This is a genomic window from Kineococcus aurantiacus (assembly GCF_013409345.1).
GTDB lineage: Bacteria > Actinomycetota > Actinomycetes > Actinomycetales > Kineococcaceae > Kineococcus > Kineococcus aurantiacus.
Map to the genome: position 1 here is coordinate 3,272,691 of NZ_JACCBB010000001.1, position 15,740 is coordinate 3,288,430.

General features: G+C 74.7%; 15 protein-coding genes. 7 read left to right on the forward strand and 8 right to left on the reverse strand.

The features are described 5' to 3' along the window. The first annotated feature begins 53 nt into the window (after positions 1 to 53). Positions 54 to 2,378, forward strand: coding sequence for a maltose alpha-D-glucosyltransferase (gene treS, locus BJ968_RS15810; RefSeq protein ID WP_179753438.1), 2,325 nt, complete (start codon positions 54 to 56; stop codon positions 2,376 to 2,378). Here the strand turns inward: treS and BJ968_RS15815 are convergent. Both BJ968_RS15815 and BJ968_RS15820 read right to left on the reverse strand, forming a co-directional pair. Next, positions 2,356 to 3,396, reverse strand: coding sequence for a LacI family DNA-binding transcriptional regulator (locus BJ968_RS15815; protein WP_218885090.1), 1,041 nt, complete (start codon positions 3,394 to 3,396; stop codon positions 2,356 to 2,358). The genes treS and BJ968_RS15815 overlap by 23 nt on opposite strands. Beyond that, complete coding sequence (locus BJ968_RS15820; RefSeq protein ID WP_179753440.1) at positions 3,393 to 3,821, reverse strand: Lrp/AsnC ligand binding domain-containing protein; 429 nt, start codon at positions 3,819 to 3,821, stop codon at positions 3,393 to 3,395. The genes BJ968_RS15815 and BJ968_RS15820 overlap by 4 nt, the downstream gene beginning before the upstream one ends. A gap of 157 nt (positions 3,822 to 3,978) precedes the next feature. Here BJ968_RS15820 and BJ968_RS15825 point away from each other — a divergent pair, with 157 nt between their 5' ends. After that, entirely contained in the window at positions 3,979 to 4,434 is a 456-nt protein-coding gene (locus tag BJ968_RS15825) for a MarR family transcriptional regulator (protein ID WP_179753442.1), read from the forward strand. A gap of 6 nt (positions 4,435 to 4,440) precedes the next feature. Here BJ968_RS15825 and BJ968_RS15830 read toward each other — a convergent pair whose 3' ends face one another. After that, positions 4,441 to 5,739: a glycoside hydrolase family 125 protein gene (locus BJ968_RS15830; RefSeq protein WP_179753444.1), complete on the reverse strand. Its 1,299-nt coding sequence runs from the start codon at positions 5,737 to 5,739 to the stop codon at positions 4,441 to 4,443. Between the two features lie 120 nt (positions 5,740 to 5,859). Between BJ968_RS15830 and BJ968_RS15835 the strand changes: the two genes are divergently transcribed. Further along, positions 5,860 to 6,972, forward strand: a complete 1,113-nt coding sequence (locus BJ968_RS15835; protein ID WP_179753446.1) for a glycosyltransferase — start codon at positions 5,860 to 5,862, stop codon at positions 6,970 to 6,972. A gap of 16 nt (positions 6,973 to 6,988) precedes the next feature. Here the strand turns inward: BJ968_RS15835 and BJ968_RS25820 are convergent, their stop codons facing one another. Beyond that, complete coding sequence (locus tag BJ968_RS25820; protein ID WP_179753448.1) at positions 6,989 to 7,387, reverse strand: MerR family transcriptional regulator; 399 nt, start codon at positions 7,385 to 7,387, stop codon at positions 6,989 to 6,991. A 109-nt stretch (positions 7,388 to 7,496) separates the two neighbouring features. On the opposite strand from BJ968_RS25820, the gene BJ968_RS15845 reads away from it, so the two are divergent. The 4 genes from BJ968_RS15845 (at position 7,497) to BJ968_RS26785 (ending at position 11,068) form a co-directional block, all read left to right on the forward strand. After that, positions 7,497 to 8,207: an SDR family oxidoreductase gene (locus BJ968_RS15845; protein WP_179753450.1), complete on the forward strand. Its 711-nt coding sequence runs from the start codon at positions 7,497 to 7,499 to the stop codon at positions 8,205 to 8,207. 88 nt (positions 8,208 to 8,295) lie between these two features. Further along, a complete protein-coding gene (locus tag BJ968_RS15850) occupies positions 8,296 to 9,216 on the forward strand; it encodes a CPBP family glutamic-type intramembrane protease (protein ID WP_218885092.1) in 921 nt (306 codons plus the stop codon). Next, positions 9,216 to 10,403, forward strand: a complete 1,188-nt coding sequence (locus BJ968_RS24835) for a sensor histidine kinase (RefSeq protein ID WP_179753453.1) — start codon at positions 9,216 to 9,218, stop codon at positions 10,401 to 10,403. The genes BJ968_RS15850 and BJ968_RS24835 overlap by 1 nt, the downstream gene beginning before the upstream one ends. Continuing rightward, complete coding sequence (locus BJ968_RS26785) at positions 10,400 to 11,068, forward strand: response regulator (protein WP_179753455.1); 669 nt, start codon at positions 10,400 to 10,402, stop codon at positions 11,066 to 11,068. The genes BJ968_RS24835 and BJ968_RS26785 overlap by 4 nt, the downstream gene beginning before the upstream one ends. 33 nt (positions 11,069 to 11,101) lie before the next feature. Here BJ968_RS26785 and BJ968_RS15865 read toward each other — a convergent pair whose 3' ends face one another. The 4 genes from BJ968_RS15865 to BJ968_RS24840 are packed head-to-tail and all read right to left on the reverse strand — an operon-like array spanning position 11,102 to position 15,738. Beyond that, entirely contained in the window at positions 11,102 to 12,049 is a 948-nt protein-coding gene (locus BJ968_RS15865; protein ID WP_343078070.1) for an ROK family protein, read from the reverse strand. 9 nt (positions 12,050 to 12,058) lie between these two features. Then, positions 12,059 to 13,852, reverse strand: a complete 1,794-nt coding sequence (locus BJ968_RS15870) for a family 20 glycosylhydrolase (RefSeq protein ID WP_179753459.1) — start codon at positions 13,850 to 13,852, stop codon at positions 12,059 to 12,061. 27 nt (positions 13,853 to 13,879) lie between these two features. Beyond that, entirely contained in the window at positions 13,880 to 14,761 is an 882-nt protein-coding gene (locus BJ968_RS15875; RefSeq protein WP_179753461.1) for a carbohydrate ABC transporter permease, read from the reverse strand. Further along, positions 14,761 to 15,738, reverse strand: a complete 978-nt coding sequence (locus BJ968_RS24840) for a carbohydrate ABC transporter permease (protein WP_179753463.1) — start codon at positions 15,736 to 15,738, stop codon at positions 14,761 to 14,763. The genes BJ968_RS15875 and BJ968_RS24840 overlap by 1 nt, the downstream gene beginning before the upstream one ends. Between the last annotated feature and the right edge of the window lie 2 nt (positions 15,739 to 15,740).

Consider the following 15,740-nt stretch of genomic DNA (forward strand, 5'->3'; position numbering starts at 1 on the left):
CCGTTACCAGTAGCATCGTGGTGAGCGCCGCGCAGGCCGCTGATCGGCTCCGGATGAGAAGCGGGCCGGACTGTGGTGGGGTGAGGTCCGTGGACGAGACCGACGTGACCGCCGAGACCGCTGAGCGGGTCGAGCACGAGCCGAGCGAGATCACCTACGACGAGCAGCGGTACCCGGCCAGGCCCCGTTCGCTGCGCCGCCCGCGCCCGCAGGCCCGGCTGCGCGGCACCGACGCCCCGCCCCGCCCGGCGCCGGGCGAGGGGGCGGCCGACGGCTCCAACCCCGAGTACGTCCGGTGGTTGATGGCCCAGTCCATGCTGGCCGACGCCCAGAAGATCAGCCGGCAGTTCTCCGGCAAGTCGAGCATGTGGCAGAACCCCTACGCCAAGCCCGACCCCCGCCGCGCCGTCGACACCGCGGCCGTCTGGTTCACCGCCTACCCCATCTCGCTGGTCACCCGGTCCGGGCGCTCGTTCCTGGGGTCCCTGGGCGACCCCGAGCTGTGGCAGGCGTTCCAGCGCATCGGGATCGACGCCGTCCACACCGGCCCGGTCAAGGCCGCCGGCGGTCTCGACGGGTGGCGCCAGACGCCCAGCGTCGACGGCCACTTCGACCGCATCTCCACCGAGATCGACCCCATGTTCGGCACCGAGGGCGAGTTCCGGCACCTGTGCGAGGTCGCCGCCGAGCACGACGGCAGCGTCATCGACGACATCGTCCCCGGCCACACCGGCAAGGGCGCCGACTTCCGCCTCGCCGAGATGGCGTTCCAGGACTACCCGGGCATCTACCACATGGTCGAGATCCCCCCGGACTGCTGGGAGCTGCTGCCCGAGGTCCCGCCCGGGCACGACGCGGCGAACCTCGACGCGGCCGCCGAGGCCGCCCTGTCCGAGCGCGGCTACATCATCGGCCAGCTCCAGCGCGTCATCTTCTACGCCCCCGGCATCAAGGAGACGAACTGGTCGGCCACCCGCGAGGTCGAGGGCGTCGACGGGGTCACCCGCCGCTGGGTCTACCTGCACTACTTCAAGCAGGGGCAGCCGTCGGTGAACTGGCTCGACCCCTCCTTCGCCGGGATGAAGCTCGTCATCGGCGACGCCCTGCACTCCCTGGGCGACCTGGGCACGACGGCGCTGCGCCTGGACGCCAACGGTTTCCTGGGCGTGGAGAAGACCGTCGAGGGGCCCGCGTGGTCCGAGGGCCACCCGCTGTCCGAGGCCGCCAACCACCTCATCGCGGGCATGGTCCGCAAGGTCGGCGGTTTCACCTTCCAGGAGCTGAACCTCACGATCGAGGACATCCGCGACACCTCCGAGGTCGGCGCGGACCTGTCCTACGACTTCATCACCCGCCCCGGGGTCCAGCACTCCATCGCCACCGGCGACACCGAGTTCCTGCGGCTGTGCCTGCGCCAGGCCCTCGAGCTCGGCGTCGACCCCGCCTCCCTCGTGCACGCCCTGCAGAACCACGACGAGCTCACCTACGAGCTCGTCCACTGGGCGACCCGGCACGCCGAGGACGAGTACGAGTTCCGCGGCGGCAAGGTGACCGGCGGGGCCCTGGCCGAGACCATCCGCGCCGACCTCGTCGAGCGGCTGACGGGGGAGAACGGTCCCTACAACCTGGTCTTCACGACCAACGGGATCGCCTGCACGAGCGCCAGCGTCATCGCCGCCAGCCGCGGGAACCGCGACCTCGACGCGCTGACCGACGACGAGGTCGAGCAGATCAAGCGCGCCCACCTGCTCATGGCGATGTTCAACGCCTGGCAGCCCGGCGTCTTCGCGCTGTCCGGCTGGGACCTCATGGGGATGCTGCCGCTGCCGGTCGAGAGCGTGAAGCCCCTGCTGAGCTCCGGGGACACCCGCTGGATCGAACGCGGTGCGCACGACCTCATGGGCGTGGCCCCCGAGGCCACGATGTCGGCCTCGGGCATCCCCGTCGGCCGCTCCCTCTACGGCAACGTCCCGGAGCAGCTGAAGGACGAGAACTCCTTCGCCCACAAGCTGCGCGAGGTGCTGCAGGTCCGCCGCGAGCACCGCATCGCCACGGCCCGGCAGATCGACATCCCGGCCGTCGCGCACCCGAGCATGCTCGTCATGGTCCACGAGCTCGACCCCGCCGACCAGGGCGGGCGCACGGCCCTGCAGGTGACGGTCCTGAACTTCGGGTCCGAGACCATCGAGGGGTCGGTGCGCTCGGAGTTCTTCACCCCCCGGGTGCCCGTCGTCGACCTGTCGAACGGCGGCGAGATCGGCTGGGTGGACGACCTCAAGAGCTTCGGGGTCTGGCTGGCGCCCTACGCCGGGATGTCGTTGCTGCTCAAGGCGAACGAACCCGAGGACGAGGACGTCAGGCGTCCGGAGGGACGTTGAACGGCGTGAGGATCTGGATGGCCGAGGCCGTCCCGGGCAGCTCGGAGCGGGTGTAGGGGGCCTGCAGCAGCATCCGGCAGGCGTGGCGGCAGTCGCTGCGCAGGTCGTGGTGCAGGACGGCTGACAGGTCCCCGCGCCGCAGCAGGTCGGCGTTCTCGCCGTCCAGGTCGTGGGCGACGAACGCGACGGGCCGCGTCCGGGCCCGCTCGAAACCCCGGACGACGGCCCCGTTGCCGCCCGCGCCCGCGCACATCGAGTAGACGGCGCGCAGCCCCGGCAGGTCGGCCAGCGCACCGGCGACGGCCTCCTCCAGCAGGAGCGGGTCCCGGTCGTCGTCCAGGACGTCGCGCACCGGGCGCACCGACCCCTCCAACTGGGCCAGCGCGGCCTCGAAACCGCGCCACCGCTCGCGCTCGGAGTCCTGGGGCTGGCGGCTGCGCACGACCAGGACGGGCTCGGCGGGGTCGGGCACCCACTGCGTCAGCAGGTACGCCGCCGTGGCCCCCGCCCCCTGGTTGTCGGCGCCCACGTACCCCCGCCGGCGGCTGCCGGGCAGGTCGCTGGCGAGGGTCACGACGGGGACCTGCGCGTCGCTGAGGCGCCGCACGGCGGCCCGGACCTCCGGCAGGTCCGGGGACTGCAGGACGACGCCGTTGGACCCCGTGCGCAGCACCCGGTCCAGCTCCGCGGCGACCCAGTCGCCGCCGGCGCCCGCGCAGGTGTGGAACCGCGCGCGCACCGTGGCCGGGTGCAGGGCGGGCAGTTCCACCTCCAGCGCCGCGCGGACGGCGTCGGCGAACCGGCGGGGGGCCGCCATGACGACGTCGAACATGACGGTGCGCCCGGTCAGCCGCACCTGCGACTGCTGACGCTCCAGGTCGGCCACGGCGCGGCGCACCTGCTCGACCGTGGCGGCCCGCACGCCGGGGCGCTCGTGCAGCACGCGGTCGACCGTCGCCTCGGACAGGCCGGACTGGACGGCGATGTCCCGGACGCTGAACTTGCGGCGCACGCTCACCCCGCCACCGAGGACAGCAGCAGGCTCGTCTCGGAGTCCACGACCCCCTCGACCTGCCGGATGCGGCCCAGCACGCGGTCGAACTCCGTCAGGGAGGTCGTGCGGATCTCGGCCACCAGGTCCCACCCGCCGTTCGTGGTGTGCAGGGAGACGACCTCGGGCAGCCCCCGCAGGTGCTCCACGACCCGGTCGGTGGCGCGCCCCTCCAGCTCGATGAACGAGATGGCCCGCACGTCGCCGTCGGCGCCGTCGCGCACGCGCGTCGTGAAACCCAGGATCGTCCCGTTCGCCTGCAGCCGCTCGATGCGGTGGGTGACGGTGGCCCGGGTGACCCCCAGGCGCCGCGCGAGGGCCGCAGCCGGTTCGCGGGCGTCGGCCCGCAGGGCGGCGAGCAGGCGCCGGTCCAGGTCGTCGAGGTCGGGCACGGGATGAACCTAGGCGATCTGCGCAGCGGACGGCAGCGGAACGCGCGGTGACGGGGCCGGACCGCCCGGCCCGGCGCGAGCCGGCCCGCGGCCCGCCCGGGCCTCACCCGGGGTCGTCGGCACGAACGGTTCGTGCGTGAACGGGTAGCCTGGGACGGTGACCGCGACCGAGACGACCGACCCGCTGGCCCTCGAGCGCCAGGTGTGCTTCGCGCTCGTCGTCGCGGCCCGCACCGTCCTGTCCGTCTACCGCCCCGTGCTCGAACCCCTGGGGCTGACCCACCCCCAGTACCTCGTGATGCTCGCGCTGTGGGGCCGCGAGCCCCTGTCGGTCAAGGAGCTCAGCGAGGCCCTGCAGCTGGACCCGCCCACGCTGTCCCCGCTGCTCAAGCGCCTGGAGGCCAACGGGCTCCTGGAGCGCAAGCGGCTGCCCGAGGACCAGCGCAGCCTGGCCGTGACCCTCACCGACGCCGGGTGGGCGCTGCGCGAGCAGGCCCTGCAGGTGCCGCCGCAGATCGTCGCCCGGCTCGGCGTGGACCTGCCCGAGCTGGAGCGGCTGCGCGACGGGCTGACCCGCGTCATCGACGCCGCGGTGCGCGCCGGCGAGGGCTGAGCGCGCTCAGTCCAGGTCGCCCACCCGCTGCCCCAGCAGGGACAGGGCCAGCTCGCAGAACGTCGAGTCCGCCCAGGAGAACCACTCGCGCGTCCAGCGCGAGGGGTCGTCGACGTCGAAACCCTCGTGCACGTGCAGCGTGCCGTCGTCGGTGTCGGCGATCAGTTGCAGCGTCCGCACCGCCTCCTCCTCGCTGCCCGACGTCAGCGCCTGCACGCACAGCGCGAGGGGCCACACGTAGCGGCCGGGGGTGTGCGGGCTGCCGATCCCCGCCGCGGCCCGGCCGCGGTGGAACCACGGGTTCTCCTCCGACAGCACCAGGCGGCGCGTGGCCAGGTACACCGGGTCGTCGGCCGCGCAGGCCCCCAGCAGCGGCAGGGACAGCAGGCTCGGCACGTTCGCGTCGTCGGCCAGCAGCACCCCGCCGAGGCCGTCGACCTCGTACGCCCAGACCCGCCCGTGCACCGGGTGGTCCACGACGCCGTGCTCGGCCACCCCGGCCCGCAGCTCCCCGGCCAGGGCCCCGGCGTCCCGCGCGAGGTCCGCGTCGGCGAACACCTCCCGGGCGAAGGTCCCCACGTGGTCCAGGGCGCGGGCGGCGAACAGGTTCGCCGGGACGTTGTAGCCGTGCTCGCACGCGTCGTCGCTGGGGCGGAACCCCGACCAGGTCATCCCGGTGCGGGCCACCGGCGTGCCCAGGCCGTCGCGGTCGAGCGTCTCGCTGCGCAGGTCGGTGGGGCGGACGAAGCGGTAGGGGGAGCGTTCCTCGTGGTCCTGCTCCAGCCGCCACAGGTCCACGACGCGGCGCATCGCCGGGTGCGCGTCCGCCCCGAGCAGGTCGTCGCGCCCCGTCGCGCGGCGCAGCCGGTGGGCCAGCAGCACCGGGAAGGCCAGGGAGTCGACCTCGTACTTGCGCTCCCACAGCCACGGGTCGTCGCTGGTGTCGCCCGGTTCGTGGCAGCGGCCGGTGGGGCCGTCGTTGAAGGCGTTGGCGTAGGGGTCGTGCCGGATGGAGGCGAACTGCGTGCGCAGGACCCCCGCGACGACGTCGGTCAGCGCCGGGGCGCGGTCCAGCAGCAGCAGGTACGTCTGCCACTGGGCGGTGGAGTCGCGCAGCCACATGGCGGGGATGTCCCCGGTGACGACGAACACCGACCCGTCCGGGCGCACGGTGGGGGTCCGCTCGACCGTCTCGCGCAGCGCGCGGGAGAACAGCGCCCCCACCCGCCGGCCCGCGCGTCGCGCCACCCGGTCCGTCAGGTCGTCCACCAGCGTCTTCGGCAGCAGCTCGTCCACCCGCGTCACTGTAGGGCCCTCTGGGAACGATCTCAGGCGAACGGCCGGATCGAAGTGTTCGCGCGTCGTTCAGTCGGCCTCCGCCCGTCGGGGGTGGGGCGCGGCGCCCCCGCCCGCGACCCTGGTGGGGTGCGAGTAGCGATCGTCACCGAGTCCTTCCTGCCCCAGGTGAACGGCGTCACCGGTTCCGTCCTGAAGGTCTGCGAGCACCTCCTGTCCGAGGGCCACCGGGTGCTCGTCGTGGCCCCCGGACCCGGCCCCTCCCGCCACGAACTGCCCGGCGGCGCGTCCGTGCCCGTCGTCCGCGTCGCCTCGGCCCCGCTCCTCGGCTACGCCGAGCAGCGCCTCGCCGTCCCCGGTCCCCGCCTCGCGCAGGCGCTGCGCGGTTTCCGGCCCGACGTCGTCCACCTGGCCGCCCCCGCCGTGCTCGGGGCCCAGGCCGCGACCCTCGCCCAGCGGACCGGTGTCCCGGCCGTGGCCGTCTACCAGACCGACCTGCCCGGCTACGCCCGGCGCTACGGCTGGCGCGGCGCCTCCGAGGCCGTCTGGCGCTGGCTGCGGCGCGTCCACGAGATGGCCGCCCGGACCCTGGCCCCCAGTCGGCCCGTGTGCGCCGAACTCGTCGGCCGGGGTTTCCCCGACGTCTCCCGCTGGCCCCGCGGGGTCGACGTCGAGCGGTTCCACCCGCAGTTCCGCGACGACGCCCTCCGGGCCCGGGTCGCCCCGCGCGGTGAACTCGTCGTGGGTTACGTGGGACGGCTGGCCAGGGAGAAGGAACTCGACCTGCTGAAGTCCGTCCACGCCCTGCCGGGCGTCCGCCTCGTCGTGGCCGGTGACGGGCCGCAACGCGCTCACCTGCAACGGGTCCTGCCCCGCGCGGAGTTCCTCGGCATGGTCCACGGCCGGGAACTGTCGCACGTCTTCGCCTCCCTCGACGTCTTCGTCCACACCGGGCGGCACGAGACGTTCTGCCAGACCGCGCAGGAGGCGCTGGCCAGCGGGGTCCCCGTCGTGGCCCCCGCCGCGGGGGGCCTGCTCGACATCGTCGACCCGGGCGTCAACGGCACGTTCTTCACCCCCGGTGACGCGCGCGGCCTGGCCGACGTCGTCGCGGGGCTGTCCCAGGACCCGGGGGCGCGGCGGGAACTGGCCGGGCGGGCGCGGGCGTCGGTCGCCGGGCGCGACTGGGCCTCGGTCGGGCGGGACCTGGTGGAGAACTACCGGGCGGTGGTGCCGGCCTGAGGCGCTCCCGGCCCGGTCACCGCCCGGCGACCTCGGCGGCCGCGAGCAGGCACTCCGCCGCCGGCCGCCCCGCGCGGGACTGGGACGCGACCTGCCGCAGTTCCAGCAGCCGGTCCCGGGCCGCGGTCAGCTCGGCGATCCGCTGCTCGAGCCGGTCCTGCTCCTCGTCCAGGTGGCCGATCATCCCCGCCGTGGCGACGCCGGTGTCCAGGAACGGCAGGATCTCCACGATCCTGCGGCTGGGCAGCCCCGCGGAGTACAGCAGCTGCACGAACCGGACCCGCGGGACGTCGGACTCGGCGTACTCGCGCTGCCCGCTGCCGCTGCGCCCCGCCGGGACCAGACCCTGCTGCTCGTAGTAGCGCAACGACCGGACGCTGACGCCGGCCCGTTCCGCGAGTTCGCCGATGCGCACCGGCCGAGCGTAACGGCCGGGCGTGACGGCCGGGCGTGACGGCGGCCCCGGCCCGGGCGGTGCCCCGCCCTTGCCCCTGACACCGGTGTCAGGTCCTAGCGTCCCGGTCGTGCAGATCAACGGAGCCACCGCGCTCGTCACCGGGACCAACCGCGGCATCGGCCGCCACCTCGCCGCCCAGCTCGTCGAACGCGGCGCGAAGGTCTACGCGACCGCCCGCCGCCCCGACCTCGTCGACCTCGACGGCGTCGAACGCCTCGCCCTCGACATCACCGACCCGGTGTCCGTCGCCGCGGCGGCCCGCGTCGCCACCGACGTGGACCTCCTCGTCAACAACGCGGGCATCGCGACCGGCGCCACCCTGCTGGGGGACCTGACCGCCGCCCACGCCGAGATGGACACCAACCTCTGGGGCACCCTCGCCGTGGTCCGCGCGTTCGCGCCCGTCCTGGCGCGCAACGGCGGGGGCACCGTCGTGAACGTCGCCTCCAGCGCCTCCTGGCTGGCGGTCCCCGGCGCCACGGCCTACGCCGTCACGAAGGCCGCCGTCTGGAACATGAGCAACGCCCTGCGGCACGAGCTCGCCGGGCAGGGGACCTCCGTCGTCTCCGTCCACCTCGGCGTCGCCGACACCGACATGGGCGCGGGCTTCGCGTTCGACAAGACCGACCCCGCCGACGTGGCCCGGGCCACCCTGGACGGGGTCGAGCGCGACGCCTACGAGGTCCTCGCCGACGAGCAGACCGCGCTGGTCAAGAAGATGCTCGCCGGGGAACCGGAGGAGCTGTACGCGCTCCTGCGGCAGCTGCTGGCGTCCTGAGCGCCCGCCTCCACCTTTCGACGCAAACCCGCGGGTTCCACCTTCGGCACGTCGCGGCGGGCCGGTCCGCGTTCCTAGCGTTCCCAGCGTGAACCGACTCCTGGAGAAGGACCCCGCGCAGGACCCCGCACGCGTCGGGCGGGGGCGGTTGCGCGCCCTCGTCGCCCGCCACCCGCTCGTCGCGTTCTTCGTGATCGCCCTGGGCGCCAGCTGGGCCGCCTGGACCCCCTACGTCCTGTCCGCCCACGGCCTCGGCGTGTGGGACCTGCGCTTCCCCGAACTCCTCGGCACCGCCCAGTTCTCCGGCGTCCTGCCCGGCGCCCTCCTCGGCCCGCTCGGCGCGGGTTTCCTCGTCACGGCCCTCGTCGACGGCCGCGCCGGGCTGCGCCGCTGGTTCGGCCGGTTGTGGCGCTGGCGGGTCCCCGGCCGCTGGTACGCCCTGGCCCTGCTCGGCGTCCCGCTGCTGGTCCTGGCCTCGGGCCTGCCGCTGTCCGGCGGCGTCGTCCAGGCGCCCGCGCCGCTGGTGCTGGCCGCCCTCGTCCCCGGGCTCGTCGTGCAGGTCTTCACGACGGGGCTGGCCGAGGAACCGGGCTGGCGGGACTTCGCCCTGCCCCGGCTGCAGGAGCGGTTCGGGCCCACGGGCGCCGTGGCCGTCCTGGGGCCGCTGTGGGCGCTGTGGCACCTGCCGCTGTTCCTCAGCGACTGGGGCGGGTACCCGGGTTCGCCGTGGACGCAGGTGCTCTGGTTCACCGGGTTCTGCGTCACCTTCAACGTCGTCGTCGCCTGGGTCTTCAACCGCACCGGCGAGAGCCTGCCCGTCGTGACGCTGCTGCACGTCGGGGTGAACAACACCGTCTCGACGCTGTGGACCGAGGTCTACCCGGCGATGTCCGCCGACCGCGTCGTCCCCGGCCTGTTCGCCGTCTCGGCCGTGGCCGCCGCGGCGCTGCTCGTCGCCACCCGCGGACGGCTCGGGTACCGCCCCGCCCCGGCTCGTACACTCCGCTGATGGGTTCCGGGCCGGTCCGCGTGCGCTCCCGGGACGTCCTCGTCGCCGGCGCGACGGCCGCCGTCGGCCTGGCCCTGCTCGTGGCCGCCCCCGCCCTGCTCGCCGACGAGGGCCCCGCGGTGACCGGGGACCTGCCGGCCCCCCTCGCCCCCGCCTGGTGGGCCCTCGCCGCCGCGCTGGTCGCCCAGGCCGCCGCGCTCGTCGTGGTCCGGTCCCTGCCGCGGACCACCGTCGCGGTCGTCGCGGCGCTCGCCGCGGCCTCCGCCGCGCTCCTGCCGCCCGGCCTGCACGGCCTGGGGAGCCTGCCCGTCGTCGTCGCGGTCGTCGTCGCGGTGGCCGGCGCCACCTCCCGCGCGTGGCCGGTGCTGCTCGCGGCCGCAGTGGCCGTGGCGGTGGGGGAGACCGCCGGCGGGCGGCCCGTCCTGGAGGGAGCGGTGCAGGCCGCGGCCCTCGTGGGGCTGCCGGCCGTGGGCGGTCTGGTCCTGCGCTCCCGGCGGGACCTGCGGGTGGCGCGCTCGCGCGAGCAGGAGGCCCTGGTGCAGGCGGCCCTGGCGCGCGAGCGCACCGCGATGGCCCGCGAGCTGCACGACGTCGCCGCGCACCACCTGTCGGGCATCGCCCTCGTGGCCGCGGTCGTGGACCGGCAGATCGACACCGACCCCGCCGGGGCCCACGAGGGGGCCCGGCAGATCCGCGCCCAGAGCACGAGCGTCCTGGACGACCTGCGCCGGCTGGTGGGGCTGCTGCGCGAGGACGGCGCCGCCGACCGGACGGTGGAGTCGGTCGCCACGATCGCCGACCTCGTGGGCCGCAGCCCCCACCCCGTGACCCTGCGCACCCACCCGCGCGAGGGGGTCGCGCTGGGGTCGGGGGTCGGCCCGCTGGCCCAGCTCGCCGCGTACCGGGCGGTGCAGGAGGCCCTGTCGAACGCGGCCGTGCACGCCCCGGGGGCCGACTGCCGCGTCGAGGTCGACGACCGGGACCCCGCGCGGCTGCGGGTGCAGGTCCGCAACAGCGCCCCGGCGGCGCCCGCGCCGCGCCGGACGGCGGGCGGTTTCGGCCTGCGCGGCATGCGCGAGCGCGCCGACCTCGTCGGGGCGACGGTGCGGTACGGGCCCACGCCCGACGGCGGGTGGTGCGTGGAGTTCTCGGTCGAGCGCCCGGCCGGGCCCGGGGGCGGCGCGTGATCCGGGTCCTCGTGGCCGACGACCAGCCGCTCGTGCGGGCCGGGCTCTCGGCCCTGCTGGAGGCCGAACCCGACCTGACCGTCGTCGCGGTGGCCGCCGACGGCGGGCAGGCGCTGGAACTGGCCCGCTCGACCGCCCCGGACGTGGCGTGCCTGGACGTGCGGATGCCCGTGCGCGACGGCATCGAGGTCGCGCGCGCGTTGTGCGGCCCCGACGCCGACCCGGCGGTCCCGGTGCTGGTGCTGACGACGTTCGACCTGGACGACTACGTGTTCGGGGCGCTGGAGGCGGGCGCGTCGGGTTTCCTGCTCAAGGACGCCGACCCGGACACGATCGTGGCCGCGGTGCGCCAGGTCGCGGCGGGCGGCGGCACGATCGACCAGGCGCTGACCCGCCGGGTCCTGCGCGAGTTCGTCACCCGCCGCCGCCTGCAGCCGGTCCGGGCGCGCGCGGGCGGCGACCTCCTCACCGCGCGCGAGCGCGACGTGCTGCTGCTGCTCGCGCAGGGCATGTCGAACGAGGAGATCGCCGCCGAGCTGGTGGTGGAGGTGTCGACCGTGAAGTCGCACCTGGCGCGGATGCTGCCCAAGCTGGGGGTCCGATCCCGGTTGCAGGCCGTCGTGTGGGCCTACCAGAACCGGGTCGTGACCGTCCCCGACGACTGAGCGGTCCCCGCGGGGCCGCCGGGGTCGGACCGGTCAGGCCGGTGCGGCGGCCGCGCCGATCGCGGCGACGGGACGGCCGGGCGGCAGCAGCGCCAGGCGCTCGTCCAGCGCCAGGCCGCGCAGGAACGCCGACCCGGCCGCCTGCCGGCGCAGGGCCCCGGCCACGCTGCGGCGCAGCGGTTCCCCGACGGCGGCGACCCCGCCGGCCAGGACGACGACGGACGGGTCGAACGTCAGCCCCAGGGTGCGGACGGCCAGCGCCACGCCCGCCGACCAGCGGTCCAGGACCGCGACCGCGGCCGGGTCGCCCGCCGCGACCGCGGCGAACAGGTGGTCCGCCGACCGGCCCTCGCCGCCGTGCGGCCAGTCGCGCCGCAACGCCGAACCCGCCGCCACGGTCTCCAGGCAGCCGCGCTGACCGCAGTTGCACCGGTGGCCCTGCGGGTCGAGGGCGAGGTGGCCGATCTCCCCGGCGGCCGCCCCCGCCCCCCGCAGGAGCTCGCCGTTCACGACCAGCCCGGCCGCGAGGCCCGTGCCCAGGGACAGCAGGGCGAGGTCCCCGGCGGGGGCGAGCAGCGTGTGCGCGCCCCACGTCGTGGCCTTCACGTCGTTCTCGACGACGACGGGCACCCCGCCCACGGCGACGCTCAGCATCCCCGCCAGGTCCACCGGTCCCGGCCCGAAACCCAGGTTCACGGCGCTGCGGACGGTGCCGTCCGCCGGGTCCACCAGACCGGGGACGCCGATGCCCACGCCCTCCAGCCGCACGGGTCCGGCGAGGCCGCCCGCGAGGCCGCCGGCGAGGTCGTCGAGGAGCCCGGTGACGAGGGCCGTCGCGCACGCCACGACGTCCACGACCCCGTGCGGGGTGGGGCTGCGGCGGGTGGCCAGCACCTCCTCGCCCGGCCCCAGCGCCACCCCGTCGATCTTCGTCCCGCCGATGTCCAGACCGACGCGCACGGTCCCGGTGGACGTCAGCACGGCCACGGCTCAGCCCACCGCGCGCAGCAGGGCGTGCCGCAACCGGCTGAACTCCGCGAGGCTGTCGGCCAGCCCGCCCGGCCGCGACCGCAGCAGCCAGCACGCCCGCTGCTCCTCCAGCAGGGCCTCGAGCTCGGTGAGCAGCCGCGGGGCGGCCGCCGCGTCGAAGGAACCGTCGTCGGCGCGGGCCTGGAACAGCCGGACCGCGAGGTCGCTCAGCCGCAGGGCCTGCGTCAGCTCGCGGACCACGACGTCCCCGTCGGCCGCCGCGGGGTCGGCCGCGGCCAGGTCGGCCAGGCAGCCGGTCAGGGTCTCGTGCACGGCGGCCAGCGCCTGCGGGGACGGGACGGCCCACGGCTTCAGCTGGTCCGGTTCGCGCAGCACCAGGCACAGCGGGGACGCGTTCAGCAGCGGCGCCCCCAGCGCCTGGCACACCCCGCCCGCGCGGACCAGCACGTCACCGGTCAGGCCCGTGGGGTCCAGGAGGACGGCCTCGGACAGGACCGCGGCGACGTCCACGTCCCGGTTGGCCTCCAGCGACCAGGACACCGCCCCGCCGAACAGCGCCGGGCCGAACGCGACCGACGGCGGGTCCCAGTGCCCGTGGTCGCCCCAGGACGTGTTGAGGTACCCCTGCGCGGAGTTCTCCAGCCCCACCTCGGCGGCGTCGACCATGTTCGCCACGGCGTTGTCCCAGCGGCCCAGCAGGGAGTTCCAGTTGCTGGCCCCAGGAGCCACCCAGAACGGGACCCCGGCCTCCAGCAGGAGCTTGGCCCGGTCGCGGAAGCCCTCGCGCAGCGCGGTGACGTCGACGCCCAGGGACCGCCACTCCTGCACCTGGCCCGGGGAGGCGGCGTCGACGACGTCGGCCAGCAGCGCGGGGGAGTCGTACTGCCACACGACGGGCACCGCGCCGGCGGGCACCTCGTCCATGAGCTCGGGGTGGTCGCCGAAGACGTCGGCCCAGAACTCCACGGTGTACCCGCGGTCCAGCCACGGCCGCATGACCTGCGTGACGTACTCGAAGTACACCGTGCCCAGGCCGACCTCCTCGGCGCGCTGGGCGCTCTTGCCGGTGCCCAGCTCCCACGGCTCGTCGGCGCCGATGTTCAGCCGCTTCGTCCGGAAGTGGGGGACGACGTCCTCCAGCAGGCCCTGGACGAACGCCGCGTTCTCCGCGCTCGGCTCGACGGTGCTGGGCGGGCGGTGCTGCCCCCGCATCGTGAACCCGTCCTCGTTCTCGGCCCGCTCGGCGTGCTCGGGCACCTTCAGGAAGCGCTCCATGTGGCCCAGGGTGTTCTGGTTGCAGACCAGCTCGATCCCGCGCGAGGCGCACAGCGCGTCCAGCCACCGCACGTCGGCGGCGGTCAGGGGGGAGGCGTCCTGCCACACGGCCTGCTCACCCGTGAACGCGAACGTGTGCTCGGTGTACAGCTCGAAGGAGTTGACCCGGGCCAGCGCCAGCACGTCGACCCAGCGGGCCAGCGTGCGCCGGGTGGGGACGCGGTCGCGGCTGATGTCCAGCATGAACCCGCGGACGCCGAAGTCGGGGTGGTCGCTGATGTCGTAGGACGTGGTGGTGAAGTCCCGGTCGGCGCGCAGCTGGTCCAGCGTCGCCAGGGCGTACCGCAGCCCGGCCGCGTCGGCGTGGGTGACGGTGACCCCGTCGGCCGAGGTCTGCAGGCGGAAGCCCTGGGCGGGGGTCGAGGCGTCGAGCACGACCCGCACGGGCGCGTCGGCGGCGGGTCCGCCGCCGCTCGTGGTCGTCATCGACTTCGGGCGGGGGAACGGGGTGACAGGCACGGGGGAGCTCCAGGTCGGTGGTGGGGGTCAGCCCTTGACGGCGCCGGCGACCATGCCCTTGGTCATGGCGTTCTGGACGAGGATGAAGACGACGAGGACGGGGACGGCGATGAGCGTGGAGCCGGCCATGACGCCGGCCCAGTCGGTCTCCTGCAGGTTCGAGGAGAACGTCTTGAGCCAGACCGGCAGGGTCATCCGGTCGCCGGAGGCCAGCACGATGAACGCGAGGGTGTACTCGTTCCACGCGACGAGGAAGCCGAACACGCCGGTGGCGACCAGGCCCGGCCCCAGCAGCGGCAGGGTCACCCGGGTGAAGGCGGTGAACCGCGAGCACCCGTCGACCATCGCGGCCTCCTCCAGCTCGGCCGGGACGCCGTCGACGAAACCCTTGAGCATCCACAGGGTGAACGGGACGATCATGCCCATGTAGAGCAGCGACAGGCCGGGCACCGAGTTCAGCAGCCCCCACCCGTCGAGCATGCGGTACTGGGAGATGAACAGCGCCTCGGCCGGGACCATCTGCACGACGAGCACGGCGATGAGCACCCCGCGCCGGCCGATGAAGGAGAAGCGGCTGAGGGCCACGGCCCCGAACAGCGCCGCGACGACGCACACGGCGACGGACAGCAGCGTGACGCTCAGGCTGAAGCCCATGGCCGTCCAGAACTGCTGGGAGTGCACCACCTGGTCGAACGCGCGCAGCGTCGGGTGGATCGGCGCCAGCAGGGGAGGGGAGGACCGCAGCCGGTCCTCGGGCATGAGCGCGGAGTTGACCATCCAGTAGATGGGGAACACCCACACCAGCGCGAACAGCACGGCCACGACGTTCCACAGCGGCCGTCGCCGGTTGGCCGCCGAGCGCGTCTTCGTGTCGAACAGCGGGGTCGTCCCCGCGGTGGTCGCGGCCATCAGATGTCCCCCTGCTTCATGAGCGTGCGCATGTACCGCCAGGTCATCAGCAGCACGATGAGGAGCATCACGGTGGCCAGCGCCGACGCCGTCCCGTACTCCCCGCCGCCGATCCCCGTCTGGTAGACGTAGGTGCCCAGCAGGTTCGTCGCGTCGTTGTTGCCCGCGACGCCCTGCAGGACGTTGATCTGGGTGAAGACCTTCAGGTCCCAGATGATCTCCAGCATCGCCACGAGCAGCACCACCGGCCGGATCATCGGCAGCGTCACGTGCCGCAGGCGGGCGAACCCGCCGGCGCCGTCGAGCTCGGAGGCCTCCAGCACCTCGGTGTCCAGCTGCGTCAGGGCCGCGTACGTCATGAGGGTCACCAGCGGCACCGACGTCCAGATCACCGTCGTGGCCGCGACCCCGAAGAACGTCCACTGGTTGTCGGCCAGCCAGGAGAACCCCGCGAAGCCCTCCAGACCGATCGAGGTGAGGAACCAGTTGACGACGCCGTAGCGCGGCTCGGTCAGCCAGATGTAGGAGGTCAGGGCCGACACCGGCGGCATCGCCCAGGCCAGGACGAGCGCGACCTGCAACGCCACGCGCGGGCCGGTGGACAGCTTCTGCAGCAGCAGCGCGAACCCGATGCCGATGCCCATGGTGATGGCCGCGCAGGCCGCGCAGAAGGCGATCGAGCGGGCGGTCACGACCCAGAAGTAGGGGTCGCTCAGGACGTCGGTGTAGTTCTGCAGGCCGACCCACTCCGGTGGCTGCCCGAACTGCTGGGCCAGCCCGAACTCCTGGAACGACATGACGAACTGCCGCACCAGCGGGTACCCCATGGCCAGGCAGACCAGGCCGACGGGCAGGACGAGCAGCAGGTAGGGGACGGCCAGCGAGCTGCGGCGCCGGCGCGGGCCCGTGCGCGCCGTGGGCCCCCGCCGGGGGCGGGCGGTGCCCGCCGGTGCGGTCGTGAGCTGGTCGGACACCATGC

What these genes read in the sequence shown, in the direction of transcription:
- BJ968_RS15875 (WP_179753461.1), bottom strand. Translation starts at nt 14,761, where the DNA reads ATGGCCGCGACCACCGCGGGGACGACCCCGCTGTTCGACACGAAGACG.
- BJ968_RS24840 (WP_179753463.1), bottom strand. Translation starts at nt 15,738, where the DNA reads ATGGTGTCCGACCAGCTCACGACCGCACCGGCGGGCACCGCCCGCCCC.
- treS (WP_179753438.1), top strand. Translation starts at nt 54, where the DNA reads ATGAGAAGCGGGCCGGACTGTGGTGGGGTGAGGTCCGTGGACGAGACC.
- BJ968_RS24835 (WP_179753453.1), top strand. Translation starts at nt 9,216, where the DNA reads ATGGGTTCCGGGCCGGTCCGCGTGCGCTCCCGGGACGTCCTCGTCGCC.